Source organism: Allobosea sp., from assembly GCF_048595345.1.
In the GTDB taxonomy this organism is placed as follows: domain Bacteria; phylum Pseudomonadota; class Alphaproteobacteria; order Rhizobiales; family Beijerinckiaceae; genus Allobosea.
In genome coordinates this window covers 1-20,558 of record NZ_JBMDWH010000231.1, presented here as the reverse complement: position 1 = coordinate 20,558, position 20,558 = coordinate 1, and the positions used below count along the sequence as shown (strand labels likewise).

Sequence of the window (20,558 nt, the reverse complement as noted above, 5' to 3'; positions counted from 1 at the left end):
ATCGACCCCGACACCGACATCAAGGTCATCGTCGTGCCACCGCCGCAGATGGTGGCGAACATGAAGGTCGGCACGATGGACTGCTTCTGCGTCGGCGAGCCCTGGAACGAGCAGCTCGTCAACCAGAACATCGGCTACACGGCGCTGACCACCGGCGAGCTCTGGTTCCGCCATCCCGAGAAGATCCTCGGCATGCGCGCCGATTTCGTCGATGCCAATCCGAAGGCCACGCAGGCCATCTTGATGGCGGTGATGGAAGCCCAGATGTGGGCGGACAAGATGGAGAACCGGCAGGAACTGGCCGAGATCGTCGGCAAGCGGCAATGGTTCAACGTGCCGGTCGGCGACATCAACAAGCGGCTGAAGGGCGACATTAACTACGGCAACGGCCGCGAGGTGAAGGGCACCAAGCTCTATATGAAGTTCTGGGGCGAAGGCGGCTCGACCTCCTATCCCTGGAAGTCGCTCGACACCTGGTTCGTCACCGAAAACATCCGCTGGGGCAAGTTCGAGCCGACGATCGACATCAAGGCGCTGGTCGACAAGACCAACCGCGCCGATCTGTGGCGGGAGGCCGCGAAGACCCTCGGGGTCGCCGGGGCGCCCACCGCCGACAGCCGCGGCATCGAGACCTTCTTCGACGGCACCAAGTTCGATCCGGCAGCGCCGATGGACTATCTCAAGGCGCTGAAGATCAAGCGGGTGGCGTGAGCCGATGGCCGAGCCGCTCGTCATCGTCGGCAAGGGCATGGCCGCGACGCGGCTGGTCGAGGAGATCAGCCGCCGCGCGCTCGGCCGCTACGCCATCGCCGTCATCGGCGAGGAGCCCCGGCTGGCTTATAACCGGGTGCTGCTCTCGCCCTTGCTGGCCGGCGAAATCGGCCAGGCCGACATCGAGCTGAAGCCCGCCGGCTGGTGGCAGGCCAATGGGGTGTCGACGTTCTACGGCCGCCCGGTGACGGCCATCGACCGAGCGGCGAAGACCGTCACGCTCGCAGACGGGCCGAGCCTGCCCTATGGCAAGCTCGTCCTCGCCACCGGCTCCAGGCCGATCCGGCTGAGCTGCCCCGGCGCCGATCTGCCCGGCGTCCTGACCTTCCGCGACATGGCGGATGTCGCCGCGATGCGCGAACGGGCGGCGAGCGGGGCGCGGATCGTCGTGATCGGCGGCGGGCTCCTCGGCCTCGAGGCGGCGACCGGGCTGGCGCGCGCCGGCGCCGCCGTGACGTTGATCCATCTTGCCGACCGGCTGATGGAACGGCAGCTTGACGCGCAGGGCGCGGCGATACTGGCGGAGGCGATCGCCTATCGCGGCGTCGAGATCAGGCTGAACGCGGCGACCGAACGCTTCCTGGGTTCGGGCAGGGTCGAGGCGGTCGAGCTCGCCGATGGCACGACGATCCCGGCCGATCTCGTGGTCGTCGCGATTGGCGTGCGCCCGCAGATCGACCTCGCCCGGGCGGCGGGCCTCGGCGTGCAGCGCGGTGTCCTCGTCGATGACGGGCTGGCGACAGACGACCCCGCCATCTTCGCCATCGGGGAATGCGCGGAGCATCGCGGCCTCGCCTATGGCCTCGTCGAGCCGGCCTATGAGCAGGCGCGCGTGCTGGCCGCGCGGCTGACCGGCACGCCGGAACGCTATGCCGGCTCGCTGCTCGCGACCAATCTCAAGGTCTCCGGCGTCGGGGTGTTCTCGGCGGGCGAGTTCGAGGATGGCGACGGCACCGAGACCGTTGTGCTGCGCGATCCCGCGGCCGGCATCTACCGCAAATTCGTTCTGAGACAGGGGCGGCTGGCGGGCTGCGTCCTCATCGGCGACACGCAGGGTGCCCTGTTCTATCTCGGGCTGATCCGCTCGCGGCAGGATGTCAGCGCGATCCGGGCCGATCTGCCCTTCGGCGAGAGCTATTGCGTGCGGGAGGCGGCATGACCGCGACCGGCGCCCTGCCGCGAGAGGCCGCGACGCGGACGACCTGCCCCTATTGCGGGGTGGGCTGCGGCGTTCTCGCAATGCCGGACGGCGCCGGCGGGGCCGCGATCGCGGGCGACCCGCTGCACCCGGCCAATCGCGGGCGGCTCTGCTCCAAGGGCTCGGCGCTGGGCGAGACGCTGGGGCTCGGCACCCGCGTGCTGCAGCCGCTGAAGCGCAACGCCTCCGGCGGGTATGATCCGGTGGGCTGGAACGAGGCGCTGGACGCGGTGGCGGCGGGCCTGCGGAGCACATTGTCCGAGCACGGGCCGGAGGCGGTCGCGTTCTACCTGTCGGGGCAGTTGCTGACCGAGGATTATTACGTCGCCAACAAGCTGGCGAAGGGCTTCATCGGCACGCCGCATGTCGACACCAATTCGCGGCTCTGCATGTCCTCCACCGTGGCGGCCCAGCGCCGGGTCTTCGGCTCCGACACCGTGCCCGGCGCCTATGAGGATCTCGACACGGCGGATCTGATCGTCCTCGTCGGCTCCAACACCGCCTGGTGCCATCCGGTGCTATTCCAGAGGATGCAGGAGAACCGCCGCGAGCGGGGCGCCCGGCTGGTCGTGATCGATCCGCGCCTGACTGCGACCACCCAGGATGCGGATCTGGCGCTGCCGCTGAAGCCGGGCTCGGACGCCGCGCTCTTCGCCGGGCTGCTGGTTCACCTCTCCCAGAGCGGCCTGATCGATCGCAGCTTTGTCGCCCGTCACGTCGAGGGTCTCGACGAGGCGCTGGCGAATGCGCGGGCCCTGGCGCCCGATCCGGCCGCGGTCCGCGCCGCCACGGGGCTGGCCGCCGAGCAACTCACGGAGTTCTACGCGCTCTGGGCGAGCACGCCCCATGTCGTCACGGCCTGGAGCCAGGGCGTCAACCAGTCGGCGCAGGGCACCGACAAGGTCACGGCGATCCTCAACTGCCATCTCGCGACCGGCCGCATCGGCCGGCCGGGCTGCGGGCCCTTCTCCCTCACCGGGCAGCCCAATGCCATGGGCGGGCGCGAGGTCGGGGGCCTGGCGAACATGCTGGCCGCCCATATGGGCTATGGCACCGAGGAGGTGGAGCGCGTCCGCCGTTTCTGGGGCGCGCCGCAGATCGCGCGGCGCGAGGGCCTGAAGGCCATCGATATGCTGCAGGCCGCGGCGCAGCGGCGTATCCGTGCGATGTGGGTAATGGCGACGAACCCGGCCGTCTCGCTGCCGGACGCCGATGCCGTTCGCGCGGCGCTCGCGGGGCTGGATCTCTTCATCGTCTCGGAGAACGTGCTCTCCAACGACACCCTCGCCGCCGGGCCGCATTACATCCTGCCCGCCGCCGCCTGGGGCGAGAAGGACGGCACCGTCACGAATTCCGAACGCCGAATCTCGCGCCAGCGCGCGTTCCTGCCGCTGCCGGGGTCGGCGAAGCCCGATTGGTGGATCATCTGCGAGGTCGCCCGGCGGCTCGGCTACGGCGGCGCCTTCGCCTATGCCGGACCCGGCGACATCTATGCAGAGCACGCGGCGCTGTCGGCCTTCGAGAACGATGGCAGGCGGGATTTCGACATCGGCGCGCATACGCGGTTGGATCGCGCCGGCTATGACGCGCTGGAGCCGGTGCAATGGCCGGCCCCGGCCGAGCATCCCGAAGGCACGGCGCGCCTCTTCGGCGACGGCCAGTTCTTCGGCCCCGGCCGCCGGGCGCATATGCGCCCGCTGGCCATGCCGCAGTTGGCGGCGAAGCCGGGCGGGGATTTTCCGCTGATCCTGAACACAGGCCGCGTCCGCGACCACTGGCATACGATGACCCGCACCGGCCTCAGCCCCAGGCTGAGCGCCCATATCGCCGAGCCGTCGGTGCAGATCCACCCCGACGACATCGCCCGTTTCGGGCTGGCCGACGGCGGCTTCGCGCGCCTCGCCAGCCCCCATGGCAGCGTGGTGCTGAAGGTCACCGCCGATCGCGGCGTCTCGCCGGGCGCCGTGTTCGCGCCGATCCACTGGTCCGGCGAGACAGCATCGGATGCGCGCATCGGGGCCCTTTGCCAGCCGGTCTGCGACCCGTTTTCGGGCCAGCCCGAGCTGAAGGCGACGCCGGTCTCGCTCGCCCCGGTCAGCTATGCCTTCGAGGGCTTCGTGCTCTCGCGCGACTCCTTCGCGCTGCCAGAGCCGAGCTGGTGGGCGCGGCTGGCGGTCCAGGGCGGCGAGGGGCGGCTCTTCGGCACCGATGCCTCGATCGTGGACATCGCCGCGATGATGCGCGAGCGCTTCGGCCCCGAAAGCCTGACCGAATTCATCGACGGGACCGGCGGCAGCTATCGCTGCGCGGTGCTCCGGAACGGCCGGCTGGAGGCCGCCCTGTTCCTCGCCCGCGCCGGGCAGGCGCCGCTCTGGGACACGGTCAAGGCGATCTTCGCCGATCCGCACGCCGCCGTCGAAAACCGGTTGGCTCTGCTCTCGGGCCGCGTGCCGGGCGGCGTCGATCCCGGCCCGACGGTCTGCGCCTGCTTCGGCGTCGGACTCCATGCGATCCGTGCGGCTTTCGAGGGCGGCGCCGCCACGGCCGCGGAGATCGGCGCGCAGCTCAAGGCCGGCACCAATTGCGGCTCCTGCCTGCCGGAGATCCGCCGCATCGGCGCGCAGGTGCGCCCGAGCGCCGCAGCATGACGACAATGACGGACGATCTTGGTCAGAGGAGAGATTTGAACATGGGTCAGCCTGTCTTGAAGGGCGCCAGCGCCGCGGTGGTCGCGCTGCCCGGGCCGGCTTCGGAGGTCGTGAGCCTGCCGGCCGCGAAGACGAAGCCCCTCGCAGCGCGGCTCGTCCCTTTCGGGAAGAGCGTGCTCGTGAACCTGATCCCGCCCCTGATCACCGTCGCGCTGATCCTGCTGTTCTGGCAGCTGGCCGCACATGGGCCACAATCGGCGCTACCGACACCGACCAAGATCTGGGAGGAGGCGAAGGACCTGATCGTCGAGCCCTTCTTCTGGAACGGCTCGCAGGATATCGGCCTGGGCTGGCGCATTCTGGTTTCGCTGCAGCGCGTGGCGATCGGCTTCAGCCTGGCGGCGGTGGTCGGGGTGCTGCTCGGGGCGGTCGTCGGCCAGTCGGTCTGGGCGATGCGCGGTCTCGACCCCGTGTTCCAGGTGCTGCGCACCGTGCCGCCGCTCGCCTGGCTGCCGCTCTCGCTCGCCGCCTTCCGCGACAGCCAGCCTGCCGCCGTCTTTGTGATCTTCATCACAGCGATCTGGCCGGTGATCATCAACACCGCCGTCGGCATCCGCAACATCCCGCAGGATTACCGTAACGTCGCGCAGGTGCTGCGGCTCAACCAGGTCGAATTCTTCTTCAAGATCATGGTGCCTTCGGCGGCGCCCTACATCTTCACCGGCCTGCGCATCGGCGTGGGCCTGTCCTGGCTCGCCATCGTGGCGGCGGAAATGCTGACCGGCGGCGTCGGCGTCGGCTTCTTCATCTGGGATGCGTGGAACTCCTCGCGCCTCTCCGACATCATCGTGGCGCTGGTCTATATCGGCGTGGTCGGCTTCGTGCTCGACCGCCTCGTCGCCTTCATCGGCCATGTCGTCACCCGCGGCACCGCGACGAACTGAGGGACGGGCGATGAGCTATCTCAAGATCGACCATGTCGACAAACGCTTCCAGCGCGGCGGCGCCTCCACCGAGGTTCTGAAGGACGTCAACCTCGTCATCGAGAAGGGCGAATTCGTCTCGATCATCGGCCATTCCGGCTGCGGGAAATCGACCCTGCTCAACATTGTCGCGGGGCTGACGCCGGTCTCGGCCGGCGCGGTCCTGCTGGAGGGCAAGGAGGTCAACGCGCCGGGGCCGGAGCGGGCCGTGGTGTTCCAGAACCATTCGCTCCTGCCCTGGCTCAGCGTCTACGACAATGTCGCGCTCGCCGTGAACAAGGTCTTCGGCCGCAGCAAGAGCAAGGCCGAGCGGCATGACTGGATTCTGCACAATCTCGACCTCGTGCAGATGGGTCATGCGAAGGACAAGCGCCCGGGCGAGATTTCCGGCGGCATGAAGCAGCGCGTCGGCATCGCGCGCGGGCTCGCCATGGAGCCGAAGATCCTGCTGCTGGACGAGCCCTTCGGCGCGCTCGACGCGCTGACGCGGGCGCATCTGCAGGACTCGGTGATGCAGATCCATGCCGCGCTCGGCAACACGATGATCATGATCACTCATGACGTCGACGAGGCGGTGCTGCTCTCCGACCGGATCGTGATGATGACGAACGGTCCCTCCGCCCGCATCGGCGAGGTGCTGGATGTCAGGCTCACGCGGCCGCGCAAGCGGCTCGATCTGGTCGCCGACCGCACCTACATCGCCGCGCGCGAAGCGGTGCTGAAGTTCCTCTACGAACGGCATCGCTTCGTCGAGGCGGCGTGACGGATGAACCGGCCATGACCGACGATTTCACGCCCGACCAGAAGCGCTATCTCGAAGGCTTCATGACCGGCATGCAGTCGGCCCGCACCGCGCGGGGGCTGGCGCCGCTGGGCTCGGCCGCCGGCGCCACGGCCGCGGGGCCGGCGGGGCCGGACAAGGAGCATCTGGAGGCGCAGGCGAAGACGGTCGCGGCCGGCGGCAAGCTCGCCGAGCCGGAGAAGTGGAAAGCCGCCGAGCATCCCTTCGACGCCTATGCCCGCTTCAAGGCCCAGGCCGAAAGCGGAACCTATCCCAAGCCCGAGGACAATTTCCGCTGGCGCTATCACGGGCTGTTCTATGTGGCCCCGGCGCAGAACAGCTATATGTGCCGGCTGCGCATCCCCAACGGGATCCTGACCCACTGGCAGTTCGCGGGCGTCGCCGACCTCGCCGAGCGTCTAGGCGGTGGCTATTCCCACGTCACCACGCGCGCCAATCTTCAGGTCCGCGAGATCAAGGCCGAGAATGCGCCGGCCTTCATCGAGGGGCTGACCGATCTCGGCCTTACCGCGCGCGGATCCGGGGCCGACAACATCCGCAACGTGACCGGTTCGGCGACGGCGGGAATCGACCCCCTCGAACTGCTCGACACGCGCCCCCATGCCAAGGCGTGGCACCATCACATCCTCAACGACCGCTCGCTCTATGGCTTGCCGCGCAAGTTCAACGTCGCGTTCGACGGGGCGGGCTCGATCGCGACGCTGGAGGACACCAACGATATCGGCTTCCAGGCGATCGAGGTCGTCGAGGGGGCGAGCTTCGAGGGCCAGCCCGTCGGGCCCGGCATCTGGTACCGGCTCGCGCTGGGCGGGATCACCGGCCACAAGGATCTGGCCCGCGACACCGGCGTGATCGTCGCGCCGTCCGATGCGGTCGCGGTGGCCGATGCCGTGATCCGCGTCTTCATCGCGCATGGCAACCGCACCGACCGCAACAGGTCGCGGCTGAAATACGTCCTCGACGATTGGGGCTTCGAACGCTTCCTTGCGGCCGTGGAGGAGAAGCTTGCCCGCCGGCTGATCCGCCTCGGCACGGAATTCGTCGCACCTCGCCCGGTCTATGACCGCCTCGGCCATATCGGTGTCCACCCGCAGGCCCAGGCCGGGCTGAACTGGGTCGGGGTCGCCCTGCCCGTCGGCAAGCTCACCGTCACGCAGATGCGCGTCATCGCCGCGATCGCCCAGAACTGCGGCGACGGCGATATCCGCCTCACCGTCTGGCAGAACCTGCTGATCTCGGGCGTGCCTGACGCGAAGATCGAGGACGTGGTCGCCAATCTGCAGGCCGCCGGGCTCTCCGCCGAGACCTCGGTGCTGCGGGCCGGGCTGATCGCCTGCACGGGCGCCACGGGCTGCAAATTCGCCGCCGCCCACACCAAGGAGGATGCGCTCTCCATCGCCGCGCATTGCGAGCCGCGGATCACGCTGGAGCAGCCGGTCAACATCCATCTCACCGGCTGCCACAATTCCTGCGCCCAGCATTACATTGGCGATATCGGGCTGATCGGCGCCAAAGTGCCGATCAACGAGGATGGCGACACGGTCGAGGGCTACGACCTCCATGTCGGCGGCGGCTATGGCGTCGATGGCGGCATCGCCCGCCCCTTTCGCGAGAAGATCAAGGCCGAGGACGCTCCCGCCCTCGTCGAGGCGATCCTGCGGACATGGCAGGCGCACCGCGCCGCGCCGGACGAAAGCTTCGTCGCCTTCGCCCGGCGTCACGAGATCGAGGCGCTGCGGGCTTTGGTCGACACGGTGGGAGACGCGGCCCGATGACCGTCCAGACCCCTTCCCCGCTGGTTCAGGTCATTCCCGACACCGCGCCTTTCAGCGAGGAGCAGCGCTCCTGGCTCAACGGCTTCTTCGCCGGGCTGCTCTCGCTCGACAATGCCGGCGTCACCGCTCTGTCGCCCTCCGAAAACGCCGCCATGATGGGGCAGGCCGAGGATGACGGCGCGCCCTGGCACGATCCGGCGATGCCGCTGGCGGAGCGGCAGGCGCTCGCCGAGGGCAAACCGCTGCCGCGCAAGCTCTTCGCCGCCATGGCGCAGCAGGATTGCGGGCAATGCGGCTATGTCTGCGAGAGCTATTCGGCCGCCATCGCCTCAGGCGGCGAAACGCGGCTCAACCTCTGCGCGCCGGGCGGCAAGGACACGCTGCGGGCCGTCAAGGCGCTGATGGAAGCGGGCGGCGCGCCCGCAGCGGCTCCGGCGGAGACGGCGGCCGCGACGCCAATCGGCCCTGTGGGGCGCTGCCGCGAGAACCCGGCGCTCGCCACCTTCCTGTCGCGGCGCAAGCTCAACGGGCCCGGCTCCGAAAAGGAGACCTGGCATGTCGAATTCGACCTCTCGGAATGCGGGCTCGACTACATCGTCGGCGACGCCTTCGGTATCGTCGCGCAGAACGATCCGCGGCTGGTCGATGCGGTGATCGCGCTGCTGGGCGCGCGGCCGGATGCCGATTGCGGCGGCAAGACCCTGCGCGAGCGCCTGCTGAGCGACTGCGCGCTCGGCCCGGCTCCCGATGCCCTGTTCCAGCTCATCTCCTACGTCACCGGCGGCGAGGACCGCGCCAGAGCGCGCCGGCTCGCGGCGGGCGAGGACCCGGATGGCGATCTCGACCGGCTCGACGTGCTCGGCGCGCTGCATAAATTCGGCAAGGCGAGGCTTTCGGCCGAAGCCTTCGTCGAGGCGCTCGATCCGCTTCAGCCGAGGCTCTATTCGATTTCCTCCTCGCATATCGCCACGCCGGGGCGCATTTCGCTGACGGTGGATGCGGTGCGCTATGCTATCGGCTCGCGCCCGCGCTGGGGTGTCGCCTCGACCTTCCTGGCCGAGCGCGTGAAGCCGGGCGAGAAGGTGCCGGTCTATGTCCAGCGCGCGCATGGCTTCGGCCTGCCGGAGAACCCGGAGACACCCGTCATCATGTGCGGGCCGGGCACGGGCGTCGCGCCGTTCCGCGCCTTCCTGCACGATCGCCGCGCGACGAAGGCGCCGGGACGCAACTGGCTGTTCTTCGGCCATCAGCGGCGGGCCTGCGATTTCTTCTACGAGGATGAGCTGCAGGCGATGAAGGATTCGGGCTTCCTGACCAATCTCACGCTCGCCTGGTCGCGCGATGGCGAGAAGGTCTATGTGCAGGACCGCATGCGCGAGCGCGGCGCCGAATTATGGGCCTGGCTGGAGAACGGCGCGCATTTCTACATTTGCGGCGATGCCAAGCGGATGGCGAAGGATGTCGAGCGCGCCTTGATCGACGTCGTCGCGCAGCATGGCGGGCGCTCGGCGGAAGAGGCGATCGCCTATGTCGCCGCCCTGCGCAAGGCCGGGCGCTATCAGGCGGATGTGTATTAGACCCTCGCAATCGCCTCCGTTCGGATGCGGTGACGATGAACTAACTCATGGCTGGGGCATCGGCCGGGGGCGGGCCGACCCAGATTCCCGGTGGGAGGGGAGGAACGCGGTGGGCCAGGCCGTCGATCAACCCCTGAAGGGCGGTTTCGCTCAGAGCGCCGGCCGCATCGGCCGGGCCGACCAGCCGGTCCGCCAGCAGCAGGGTCAGGCCGTGCATCTGCGACCAGAAGATCAGGATCGCGGCATCGAGCTGACGCGCCTGATCCGGCGACTGCGGCAGGGCCTCGCCGAGCGCGCCATCGCCGATGGCCGACAGCACGATCCCCTTCATCCTCTCTGCAGCGCGCTCCTCATTGGGGTAGCGTGTGCCGTCGGGCCCGCTGAACATGAGCCGGTAGAGCGCCGGATTGGCGACCCCGCCCTCGACATAGGCGCGCGCGACCGTCGCCAGCCGGTCGCGCGGATGCGATAGCGTCCCGGTAGCCGCCAGCATCTTCTCCGAGAGACGCTCGAACCCCACCGCCGAGACGGCGGCCAGCAATTCGCGCTTGTCGGCGAAGTGCTTGTAGGGGGCGTTGTGGCTCACGCCGGCACGGCGGGCGAGTTCGCGCAGCGAGAACGCGGTGCTCTGCGTTTCGGCCAGGGTTTCGAGCGCGGCATCGACAATCGCCTGATGCAGGGCGCCGTGATGATAAGGGCGGGGATCGGCGGCCGGATCGGTGTCGCTCATCGTGCCGTGATTGAAACGCCCCGGCCGCCGGCGTCAACACGAGATTGCCGGGGCGTTGACAACGCCCTGCCAAATGATATGTTGTCAATGTCAACTTCAAGAGATCAGCCGGCCGGGCCTGTGGCACCAGCCGGTCGTGTTCGGCTGTCTTTACGTTCGTCACGCGCGACAGCCGCCAGAAAGTGGGTCATTCTTCGTGTGCCGCTACCGAATGGACCAAGCGATGGCCCGCCTTCCACGTTATCCCGGCAGTTCGCAATCCCGGCTCGGCGGCATGCTGCGGGCGATGGGGCTCGGCGTCGTCATCGCCGCATCTGCGGCAGGCTGCAAGGATCGCGGCGAGGCGCCGCCGAAAAAGCCGCTCGGCGTCAAGACGGCCCTGGTCACGGAGTCGAGCCGGCCGATTGCGGTCACCCTGACCGGCGACGTCCAGGCGCGCGTGCTGGCCGAATTGTCCTTCCGGATCAGCGGGCGGGTGATCGAGCGGGCCGTCGATGTCGGCGCCCATGTCACGAAGGGACAGTTGCTGGCCAAGGTCGATCCGGCCGAGCAGTTCGCCGACAAGGCGGCCGCGGCGGCCTCGGTCAGCGCAGCGGAGGCGCAGCTTCGCCTCGCCAATGCGAATTTCGAGCGGCAAAAGACCCTGCTCGGCAACGGGTTCACGACGCGCGCCGCCTATGACCAGGCGCAGGAGGCACAGCGCACCGCCGAAGGCTCGCTCGACGCCGCCAGGGCGCAGCTCGGCACGGCGCAGGAAGCCCTCGGCTATACCGAGCTGCGCGCCCCGGCGGATGGCGTCATCACCGCCCGCAATCTCGAGGTCGGGCAGGTCGCGCAGGCGGCGCAGTCGGTCTATTCGCTCGCGCAGGACGGCGATCGCGACGCGGTCTTCGACGTCTACGAATCCTTCTTCCTGAACAAGGTCGATCAGGACAGCATCCGCATTGCGCTGGTCTCCAACCCGAAGGTGACGGCGCGCGGCCGGGTGCGGGAGGTATCGCCCACCATCGACCCGCGCAGCGCGACCGTGCGGGTGAAGGTCTCGATCGTCGATCCCCCGCCCGAGATGACGCTGGGCAGCCCCGTCGCGGGAACGGCCAGTCGCGTCGCGGGAGATGCGATCGTCATTCCCTGGAGCGCCTTGACCGCCATCGGCGAGCGGCCGGCGGTCTGGATCGTCGGACCGGACGGCAAAAGCGTGACGCGCAGGCCGATTGCCATCGGTAGCTACGAGACGGCCTCGATCGTCGTCGCGTCTGGTCTCGCGCCGGGGGATCGCATCGTGACCGATGGCGGCAAGCTGCTCACCGAGGGGCAACAGGTTTCTTTCGAGGGGCAGCGGTCATGATCGGACGTTCGGCCGTTTCGGCCCTCGCCCTGCTGCTCATCGGCTGCAAGGCCGAGACTCCCGCCCCGCAGCCGCCCCGCCCCGTGCTGACGATGGTTCTCCAGCCGGCCACGAGCGGCGCCACACGGATCGTCGGCGTCGTCGAGCCGCGCTATCGCACCGACCTCTCCTTCCGCGTGCTCGGCCGCCTGATCGCCCGGCCGGTCCAGGTCGGCGATCTCGTGGACGCGGATCAGGTGGTCGCGACACTCGATGCCGCGGCGCTCGATCTCGGCGTGCGCAGCGCGGCCGCCGAATTGGCCAATGCCCAGGCGCAGCTCTCCAATGCGCTCGGCACCGAAGCGAGGCAGAAGGCGCTGGTCGATTCCGATGCGACGACGCGCGCCTCGGTCGACAATGCCACGCAGGCGAAGGCAGCCGCCGAGGCTTCGGTCACGCGGGCGCAGGCCAACCTCGCCAAAGCCCGCGAACAGCTCGGCTATGCGCAGCTGAAGACGGAATTTGCGGGGGTGGTGACCGCGACGGGCGCCGAACCGGGTCAAACCGTCTCGCCGGGCCAGAGCATCGTCACGGTCGCCAGACCCGATGTGCGCGAGGCGGTGATCGACGTCAGCGAGGATGCCGTCTCCGCGCTGTCGACCGGCACGGGCTTCACCGTCGCTCTCCAGCTCGATCCCACCATCACCGCGCAGGGGTCGGTGCGGGAAATCGCACCCGGCGCCGATGCCGCGACGCGCACGCGGCGCGTGCGCATCCTGCTCAAGGACCCGCCGAGCGGCTTCTGGCTCGGCACGACGGTGGTCGCCTCGCAGGACGACCCGCGCCGGCCGGTGCTCAGCGTGCCGGCTTCCGCCGTGCTGCGCGAGAACGGACGCAATTACGTCTGGATCGCCGATGCGGGGCTGGGCCAGGTGTCGAAGCGGGAGGTGCAGGCGGGCGAGCCGGTGGGCGGGCAGGTGGCGGTCGCATCGGGCATCGAGGCCGGCGTCCGGATCGTGACCGCCGGCGTGCATTCGCTTCAGGACGGACAGAAGGTGCGCGTCGCGCAGGAAGACCAGCCGTGAAGAGCTTCAACCTCTCCGATTGGGCCCTCGAGCATCGCTCGCTGGTCTGGTTCTTCATGATCGCCTTCATGGCGGCCGGACTGATGTCCTATCTGCAGCTCGGCCGCGAGGAAGATCCCTCCTTCACGATCAAGACCATGGTCGTGCAGGCCCAGTGGCCGGGCGCGTCGCCCGAGGAGATGGCACGGCAGGTCACCGACCGCATCGAAAAGAAGCTCGAGGAGTTGCCTCAGCTCGACTTCACCCGCAGCATGACGACGGCCGGCCAGACCATCGTCTTCGTCAATCTGCGCGACACGACCAAGGCCCGGGAGGTGGTGCCGACCTGGCTGCAGGTGCGCAATCTCATCGGCGACATCCGCGGCGAATTTCCGCAGGGCGTGGCCGGCCCGTTCTACAACGACCGCTTCGGCGACGTCTTCGGCAACATCTACGCCTTCACGGCGGACGGGCTGAGCCGCCGGCAATTGCGCGATCAGGTCGAGATGGTGCGCAGCAAGGTCCTGACCGTGCCCAATATCGGCCGCGCGGACATCGTCGGCGCGCAGGACGAGGTAATCTTCCTCGAATTTTCGCCGCGCAAGGTGGCCGCGCTCGGTCTCGACCAGCGCTCCATCCTGGCCTCGCTGCAGGCGCAGAACGCGATCGCCCCTTCCGGCGTGCTGGAAGCGGGGCCGGAGCGCGTGAGCGTGCGGGTCGGTGGGCAGTTCACCTCCGAGCAGAGCCTGAGGGCGATCAATCTGCGGGTCAACGACCGGTTCTTTCCGCTCACCGACGTCGCCACGATCACGCGCGGCTATGTCGACCCGCCGACCGCCCTTTTTCGCTTCAACGGCCAGGAGGCGATCGGCCTCGCGATCGGCATGAAGCAGGGTGCGAACCTGCTGGAGTTCGGCGAGGCGCTGAAGGCGTCGATGGCGCGGATCGAGGCGGATTTGCCGGTGGGCGTCGGCGTGCATCTGGTGTCCGACCAGCCGCATATCGTCGAGGAGGCGGTCGGCGGCTTCACCAAGGCGCTGTTCGAGGCGGTGGTGATCGTGCTCGGTATCAGCTTCATCAGCCTCGGCCTGCGCGCCGGCCTGGTGGTCGCGATCTCGATCCCGCTCGTGCTGGCGATCACCTTCGTGGTCATGGCGTATCTCGGCATCTCGCTGCAGCGCATCTCGCTCGGCGCGCTCATCATCGCGCTCGGGCTGCTGGTCGACGACGCCATGATCGCGGTGGAGATGATGGTGGCGCGGCTGGAGGCGGGGGACACGCTGCGCAAGGCGGCGACCTATGTCTACACCTCGACCGCTTTCCCGATGCTCACCGGCACGCTGGTCACGGTCGCCGGCTTCATCCCGATTGGCCTCAACAGCAGCAATGCGGGCGAGTTCACCTTCACGCTGTTCGTGGTGATCGCCGTGTCGCTGCTGGTGTCCTGGGTGGTGGCGGTGCTGTTCACGCCGCTGCTCGGCGTCGCGATCCTGCCCGCCAAGCTGCAGAGCCACCACGCCGAAAAGGGCCGTTTCGGGCGCCTGTTCTCGCGCATGCTGCTGGCCTGCATGCGCCGCCGCTGGATCACGATCGGCGTCACGCTGGCGATGTTCCTGCTGTCGCTCGGCGGCATGGGGCTGGTGCAACAGCAGTTCTTCCCCTCCTCCGACCGGGCCGAGCTGATCGTCGACTGGAACCTGCCGCAGAATGCCTCGATCGCGGATACGAACGCGCAGATGGCCCGTTTCGAGCAGGAGGCGCTGAAGGGCAATGCCGATATCGACCACTGGAGCAGCTATGTCGGGATGGGCGCGCCGCGCTTCGTGCTCTCCTTCGACGTGCAGCCCGGCGCCGTCTCCTTCGGCCAGACGATCATCCTCACCAAGAGCCTGGAGGTGCGCGACCGCGTGCAGGCGCAGCTGCAGGCCTATCTGAAGGCGACGTTCCCCGGCACGGATGCGCTGGTCAAACTCCTCGATATCGGTCCGCCGGTGGGCCGCCCGGTGCAGTATCGCGTCAGCGGCGTCGACATCGGAAAGGTGCGGGAATACGCCCAGCAGCTCGCCGCGGAGCTGCGCGGCAACCCGCATCTCGGCGAGATCGTCTTCGACTGGATGGAGCCGGCCCGCGTCGTGAAGGTCGACGTGCTGCAGGACAAGGCGCGCCAGCTGGGGATCACCTCGGAAGACATCGCTTCCGCCCTGAACGGCGTCCTCGCCGGAACCTCGGTGACGCAGGTGCGCGACAGCATCTACCTCATCAAGGTGGTGGCCCGCGCCAGCGCGCAGGAGCGCCAGTCGCTCGAAACGCTGCGCGATCTCCAGCTCTCCGGCAGCGGCGGGCGGGCGGTGCCCCTCGCTTCGGTCGCGACCCTGCGATACGACATGGAACAGCCGACGATCTGGCGTCGCTCGCGACAGACCACGGTGACGCTGAAGGCCAGCGTGGCGGACAAGACGCAGCCGGCGACCGTCGCCGCCCAGCTCCAGCCGACCATCGCGGCCTTCAACGCCAAGCTGCCGGTCGGCTACAGCGTCGCCACCGGCGGAACGGCCGAGGAAAGCGCCAAGAGCCAGGCCCCGATCGTCGCGGTGGTGCCGCTGATGCTGTTCATCATGGCGACGATCCTGATGATCCAGCTGCAGAGCTTCCAGCGGCTGTTCCTGGTGTTCGCGGTGGCACCGCTCGCCATCATCGGCGTCGTCGCCGCGCTTCTGCCCAGCGGGGCCCCACTCGGCTTCGTCGCGATCCTCGGCGTGCTCGCGCTGATCGGCATCCTGATCCGCAATTCGGTGATCCTGATCGTCCAGATCGAGGATTTGCGGCGTGAGGGCATCGCTCCGTGGCAGGCCGTTGTCGACGCGACCGAGCATCGCATGCGGCCCATCATGCTGACCGCCGCTGCCGCGAGTCTGGCCCTGATCCCGATCGCGCGGGAAATCTTCTGGGGGCCGATGGCCTATGCGATGATGGGCGGCATCATCGTCGGCACGGTGCTGACGCTGCTCTTCCTGCCGGCGCTCTATGTCGCCTGGTTCAGGATCCCGGAGAAGGCGGCGGACCCGGCTTGAGCCAGGGGGGCGTGGAAGACCACCGCAGCCCCTTCACCATCTGAGCGCCCGATCGCCTGCGCGCAGGGGACCTCCGCATCTGCCGGGACTTCGTGCCGAACGCTCCCGCTCGATGCCCACGCGCCCAAGGCGGGCATGCAGGTGATCGCTCAGGCATCGACGTTTGCCGAAAAGCGGATTGCCGCTGTTCGTTTCAATGCCTGAGCCGCACCCCGCGAGACTGGCGGCTCACAGCAGGAGGAAGTCTTCCTCTCGGCTAGCCAGCAGGCTGCCCGAGCGATCGTCGAAGACATAGGTCCTGTAGGGACCGCTCGGCGCTTCCGAGCCCGTGCGCAGGACGATCTGCGAGTTCTTCAACGCACCGATCAGATCGGACGCCCGAAGCGCCTCGTACGACACGCCGCGAATGGGCTCGTCGCGCCCGCGTCCTGCGATTGGACCGATCAACGCGGCCGGCCCCAAGGCCAGCGAGAAGAACGGCAGGCCGACAATCAGTTCAGGCGCGGCCATGATGGCCGAGTGCCCGGCCCCGTCGGCGATCTGGTCCACTCCCATGCGGAAGGTCGCGACCTTGCCTGTCGCGGAATAGATCCGATGCGCCGACAGATCCACACCGGTCGCGCCATCGACGACGCTGTCGCGCCCCTGGCCCTGAACCACCGGGCCGAAGCTGGTGGCCGGGCCGACGCCCCCGCGGAAGGCTCCTGCACCAGGCAGGCCTCCCAAAGCCGGCGACATCGCCCAGGCCGGGCCGTTCCAGAACCCGACGACACTGCCGAGCGCAGCGGACCAGCCGCCAGCCGCCGGTTCGCCTGCCATGCCGAAGCTGTTTGCGAAACCACCCCATCCGGATGCGCGCCCGCTGACGACAAAACCGTTCCAGAAGCCGAAGCCGTTCCAGAGGCCGAAGCCCTGGAAGCCGGCCCAGCCGAAACCAGCCCAGCCGAAGCCGACGACACCGCCGGTCCAACCGCTCGCATCCGCCGGATTGGCGCCGACTCGCGCGGCCAACCACGCCTGCTGCGCCAGCGCTCCTCGGAAGCTCCCGCTGATGCCCTCGAAGCCGACCGGACGCCCGAACGCGTCCAGCACCGGCACCAGCACGGCGCTGCCGCCGAACAGCCGCTTCATGCCCGAGCCGAGCTCGATCGTATCGTTATCGACCGAGACCGCTCCTGGACGCCGCGCAAAGTTCTCACCATTCGGGCCCCAGCCGAACATCGCGGCGCCAACCATCGGCGTATCCATCGTCCAACCGCCGAAGGGCCCGACCGCATGGGCGTACAGACGCCCGAGCACCTGGGCGCGATCGGCGGCGAGCGCGTCCGCATAGGTCCAGGCGCCCTGGAGGCTGGCTGCGGAGGGCAGCTGGATCAGCGCCGTGTCGCCGATCACGACATCGGTGCCGGCACCGGTCGCGATGCGATCATTGCCGATCGTCACGGCATAGCCCTGCCCGCCGCCGAGCAGCGCGGCGCCGATCTGCGTCGCCACCAGATCGACCGGGTGGTCCTTGGCGAGATGAGCCTGCAAGGCCGCGTCCTGCGCCGCAAGGCGCTGGCCGATCTCGAAATCCGTCCAGAGATCCGAGCGCGTCTGGCTCTGGGCGATTCCCGACTTCACGATGATCAGATTGTCGCCGACCACGAGGTCGTCGCCATCGCCGGCATCGATCGTGTCGTTACCGAGCACGAGTTCGTGGCTGACGGCGAAGCGGTCCGGCAGAGCCCAGCTGCCGGGCCAGAGCTGCCCGCCGGACATTGCCTGCATCGTGCCGATCACGCCCTCGCGGGCATGGCTCGCGGTGGCCGTGGCATCCGCGATCGCCGTGCGCATCGCATCGAGGAAGTTGTTCAGGGCAAAGGCGGACGCCCGGTCGACTGCCAGGCCGGAACCGGCGACGACCGTGCGGCCGGAATCGCCGACGATGACATCGTTGCCGCTGCCGCCCGAGATGCGATCATTGCCAAAGCGCAGTTGCACCGGCGAGGACTGCCCGTTGGCATGATCGATCGCGTCGATACCGGCAGCGACACCGTCGAGCATCGCCAGCAATTGCTGCATGGCGAGGGTGACGCCGTCGATCTGCGCGTTCAGCGAGCCGTAGCGGGTGACGTCCAGACTGAACATCTGGGAGTCGTCGCCATAGATCACGTCGTCGCCGACGCCGCCGTCGATGACGTCGTTGCCGAAGAGCACCCTGCGGGTATCGACGAGATTCGGCATCACCGAGGCATAGACGGTGAGGCCGGTGCCATCCTGCTTCTGCAGCGGGCCGGCGCCCGAGAGCGCGCTGATCGTGCCCGACATGGTCGGGTAGATCTCGATGCGCGGCGCCGTCGCGTTCAGGGCCTGGGGCAGCAGGGTCGCGGCCGGCACGATCACGGCGCCGCCCAGCGGCAGGGCGAAGCCGGCTGAGGCCGGAGCCGCCATCAGACGCACTGCGTTCACGATCGTAGGCTCGTCGGAGACGAACTCGGCGCTGTTGGAGGCACGGTCGCCATAGATGACGTCGTCGCCGTCGCCGCCGCGCAGCGTGTCGTCGCCGCGCTGGCCGAAGATGGTGTCGTTGCCGGCATCGCCGTCGATCACGTCGTCATAGGCAGCGCCCAGCGAAACGGTCAGCAGCGCGGTCGCCTGCGAACCCGACGCCCCGGCCAGCAGGTTGCCGGCTGCGTCGCGCGCGCCGGTGACCAGCAGCAGGTCCGACTTCGCCAGAGCGTTGGCGTCGATGGAGCCGCGCACATCGGTGGCGATCACACCGGTGATGGTGCCGATCTCCTCCAGCACCACGTCGCGGTGCCAGCCTCCGTCGCTGTTGAGCAGCGCCGAACCATCGGGCCGGTAGGCGCGCACGATCCGGCCGAGATCGCCGAGGATCATGTCGTCGCCGGCGCCGCCGGAGATGCGGTCGCTGCCGAGGCCGCCGATGATCTCGTCGGCTCCGTCTCCGCCCTCGATCCAGTCGTCGCCAGCCTGGCCGAAGAGCCGGTCGTCGCCGGCATCGCCCATCAGGTGGTCGGCGCCGCCGATGCCGTCGATCAGGTCGAACAGGGCGACCTCGCGCCGCGCCGCCGCGAACGGCGCCGGGTCCATCTGCCAGGTGATGTGCTTGACGTCGTCGACCAGCACCTGGCGCAGGATCATGCCATTGTCGCCGAGGACGACGTCCTGACCATTGCCGCCGGAGATCGTGTCGTTGCCGTCGGCCGCGCCGACGACGTTGCTGCCGCCGGTGATGTCGTCGTCGCCATCGTCGCCGAACAGCGCATCGTCACCCTGCTGGCCGTAGATCAGATCGTCGCCGGCGCCGCCATGGATCACGTCGTTGCCGCCGCCATCCTGCGCGCCGGTGAAGATCGCGAGGCCGCGCTGGTTGGCCGGCAGCGCCAGATCGTAAAGGGCATGGTCGCCGAACAGCATGTCGTTGCCGTCGCCGCCGTCGATCACGTCGTCGCCCGTGCCGCCGGCGACGAAATCATTGCCCGCTCCTGCGGAAATGCGGTCGCCGCCGCCCGCGAGCGGATCGGTGGACTGCAGGCGGCGCAGCGCGCGCTGCCCGTTCTGCAGGACGAAGTCCGCCACGCCATTGTCGCCGAGGATCGCGTCCGCACCGGCTCCCGTCGTGATGACGTCGCCGCCGATACCGCCCAGCACGACATTATCGCCATCGCCCGCGAGGATCGTGTCGTTGCCGCCGATGGTCGGATCGGTCGTTTCCAGATGCGTCAGCACGCCGCCGGAGAAGCTGGCGACGCCATTGTCGCCGAGGATGACATCGTCGCCGGAGCCCGTGGCGATCGCGTCGTCACCAGCGCCGCCGAGCGCCACGCTGCCGCCATCGCCGATGGTGATGCGATCATGGCCGCCGATGGCGGCAGCCGTGGTGCGGGCCAGGAGCACGCGGCCGAGCGCGTCGAAGCTCGCCTGGCCATTGTCGCCCAGCACGACGCTATGGCCATTGCCCGCGACGATCTGGTCGGAGCCCGAACCGCCGAGGATCACGCTGTCGCCATGGCCGATGCGGATCACATCGTCGCCCGCGACGTCGGGAGCGAGCGTCTCCACGAAGATCGGCAGGCCGCTCGCGCTGAGCGTCGCATGGCCGGCATCGCCGATGATCACGTCGGGACCATCCCCCGCGGCGATGCTGTCCGAGCCCGCGCCGCCGATCGCGACATTGCGGCCGCGGCCCAGGGTGATTGCGTCGTTTCCGCCGATGGCCGCGGCCACCGAGACCATCTCCGTGATCACGCCATTGGTGAAATCCGCCTGGCCGCCATCGCCGAGCACGACGTTGTTGCCGTCGCGTAGGGTGACGGTATCGGCACCCGCGCCGCCGATGACGACATTGTCGCCGTTTCCGGCGCTGATGCGGTCATCGCCGCCGATCTCCGGCGCCGTGGTGAGCGCGCGCAGGATCACGCCGGCCGCATCGAAGGTGGCGATGCCGTTGTCGCCCAGGATGACCGCACCGCGATCGGCGCCCTCGATCAGGTCGCTGCCGGCCCCGCCCATCACGACGTTGCGGCCGGAGCCGAAGACGATGTGATCGTTACCGCCGATCGAAGGCGCGATGGTCTGGACCTGTGCGCGCACCGCTTTGGCGGCG

The 20,558-nt window shown here is 68.8% G+C and carries 12 protein-coding genes; 10 read left to right on the top strand and 2 right to left on the bottom strand.

Features of this window, described 5'->3' with window-relative positions; translation table 11 throughout:
• The 7 genes from ACOJTB_RS20430 to ACOJTB_RS20400 all read left to right on the top strand — a co-directional run.
• A partial coding sequence (locus ACOJTB_RS20430; protein ID WP_420104361.1) for a CmpA/NrtA family ABC transporter substrate-binding protein occupies nucleotides 1-711 on the top strand: 711 nt, incomplete at its 5' end.
• 4 nt (nucleotides 712-715) lie between these two features.
• Nucleotides 716-1,930, top strand: a complete 1,215-nt coding sequence (locus ACOJTB_RS20425) for an NAD(P)/FAD-dependent oxidoreductase (protein WP_420104360.1) — start codon at nucleotides 716-718, stop codon at nucleotides 1,928-1,930.
• A complete protein-coding gene (locus tag ACOJTB_RS20420; RefSeq protein ID WP_420104359.1) occupies nucleotides 1,927-4,617 on the top strand; it encodes a nitrate reductase in 2,691 nt (896 codons plus the stop codon). Before ACOJTB_RS20425 ends, ACOJTB_RS20420 begins: the two co-directional genes overlap by 4 nt.
• Before the next feature lie 41 nt (nucleotides 4,618-4,658).
• Nucleotides 4,659-5,561 (top strand): nitrate ABC transporter permease, encoded by a 903-nt coding sequence (gene ntrB, locus ACOJTB_RS20415; protein WP_420104358.1) that lies wholly within the window; start codon nucleotides 4,659-4,661, stop codon nucleotides 5,559-5,561.
• Nucleotides 5,562-5,571: 10 nt separating this feature from the next.
• Entirely contained in the window at nucleotides 5,572-6,363 is a 792-nt protein-coding gene (locus ACOJTB_RS20410; protein ID WP_420104357.1) for an ABC transporter ATP-binding protein, read from the top strand.
• Nucleotides 6,364-6,377: 14 nt separating this feature from the next.
• On the top strand, nucleotides 6,378-8,177 hold the full coding sequence (locus ACOJTB_RS20405) for a NirA family protein (RefSeq protein ID WP_420104356.1): 1,800 nt from the start codon (nucleotides 6,378-6,380) through the stop codon (nucleotides 8,175-8,177).
• Entirely contained in the window at nucleotides 8,174-9,754 is a 1,581-nt protein-coding gene (locus ACOJTB_RS20400; protein WP_420104355.1) for a sulfite reductase subunit alpha, read from the top strand. The genes ACOJTB_RS20405 and ACOJTB_RS20400 overlap by 4 nt, the downstream gene beginning before the upstream one ends.
• 40 nt (nucleotides 9,755-9,794) lie before the next feature.
• Here ACOJTB_RS20400 and ACOJTB_RS20395 read toward each other — a convergent pair whose 3' ends face one another.
• The gene (locus ACOJTB_RS20395; protein ID WP_420104354.1) at nucleotides 9,795-10,484 is read right to left on the bottom strand and encodes a TetR/AcrR family transcriptional regulator; all 690 of its coding nucleotides are present in this window, start codon (nucleotides 10,482-10,484) and stop codon (nucleotides 9,795-9,797) included.
• A 223-nt stretch (nucleotides 10,485-10,707) separates the two neighbouring features.
• Between ACOJTB_RS20395 and ACOJTB_RS20390 the strand changes: the two genes are divergently transcribed.
• Genes ACOJTB_RS20390 through ACOJTB_RS20380 form a run of 3 tightly spaced genes read left to right on the top strand, consistent with a single transcriptional unit; the run spans nucleotide 10,708 to nucleotide 15,946 of the window.
• Nucleotides 10,708-11,832 (top strand): efflux RND transporter periplasmic adaptor subunit, encoded by a 1,125-nt coding sequence (locus ACOJTB_RS20390; RefSeq protein WP_420104353.1) that lies wholly within the window; start codon nucleotides 10,708-10,710, stop codon nucleotides 11,830-11,832.
• Nucleotides 11,829-12,896: an efflux RND transporter periplasmic adaptor subunit gene (locus ACOJTB_RS20385; RefSeq protein WP_420104352.1), complete on the top strand. Its 1,068-nt coding sequence runs from the start codon at nucleotides 11,829-11,831 to the stop codon at nucleotides 12,894-12,896. The genes ACOJTB_RS20390 and ACOJTB_RS20385 overlap by 4 nt, the downstream gene beginning before the upstream one ends.
• The gene (locus ACOJTB_RS20380) at nucleotides 12,893-15,946 is read left to right on the top strand and encodes an efflux RND transporter permease subunit (protein WP_420104351.1); all 3,054 of its coding nucleotides are present in this window, start codon (nucleotides 12,893-12,895) and stop codon (nucleotides 15,944-15,946) included. Before ACOJTB_RS20385 ends, ACOJTB_RS20380 begins: the two co-directional genes overlap by 4 nt.
• A 228-nt stretch (nucleotides 15,947-16,174) precedes the next feature.
• Here the strand turns inward: ACOJTB_RS20380 and ACOJTB_RS20375 are convergent.
• The coding region (locus ACOJTB_RS20375) for a beta strand repeat-containing protein (protein WP_420104350.1) at nucleotides 16,175-20,558 on the bottom strand (4,384 nt) is incomplete at its 5' end.

Coding starts and splice junctions, on each gene's coding strand:
- ACOJTB_RS20400 (WP_420104355.1), top strand. CDS start 8,174: ATGACCGTCCAGACCCCTTCCCCGCTGGTTCAGGTCATTCCCGACACC.
- ACOJTB_RS20405 (WP_420104356.1), top strand. CDS start 6,378: ATGACCGACGATTTCACGCCCGACCAGAAGCGCTATCTCGAAGGCTTC.
- ACOJTB_RS20385 (WP_420104352.1), top strand. CDS start 11,829: ATGATCGGACGTTCGGCCGTTTCGGCCCTCGCCCTGCTGCTCATCGGC.
- ACOJTB_RS20425 (WP_420104360.1), top strand. CDS start 716: ATGGCCGAGCCGCTCGTCATCGTCGGCAAGGGCATGGCCGCGACGCGG.
- ACOJTB_RS20410 (WP_420104357.1), top strand. CDS start 5,572: ATGAGCTATCTCAAGATCGACCATGTCGACAAACGCTTCCAGCGCGGC.
- ACOJTB_RS20395 (WP_420104354.1), bottom strand. CDS start 10,484: ATGAGCGACACCGATCCGGCCGCCGATCCCCGCCCTTATCATCACGGC.
- ntrB (WP_420104358.1), top strand. CDS start 4,659: ATGGGTCAGCCTGTCTTGAAGGGCGCCAGCGCCGCGGTGGTCGCGCTG.
- ACOJTB_RS20390 (WP_420104353.1), top strand. CDS start 10,708: ATGGCCCGCCTTCCACGTTATCCCGGCAGTTCGCAATCCCGGCTCGGC.
- ACOJTB_RS20420 (WP_420104359.1), top strand. CDS start 1,927: ATGACCGCGACCGGCGCCCTGCCGCGAGAGGCCGCGACGCGGACGACC.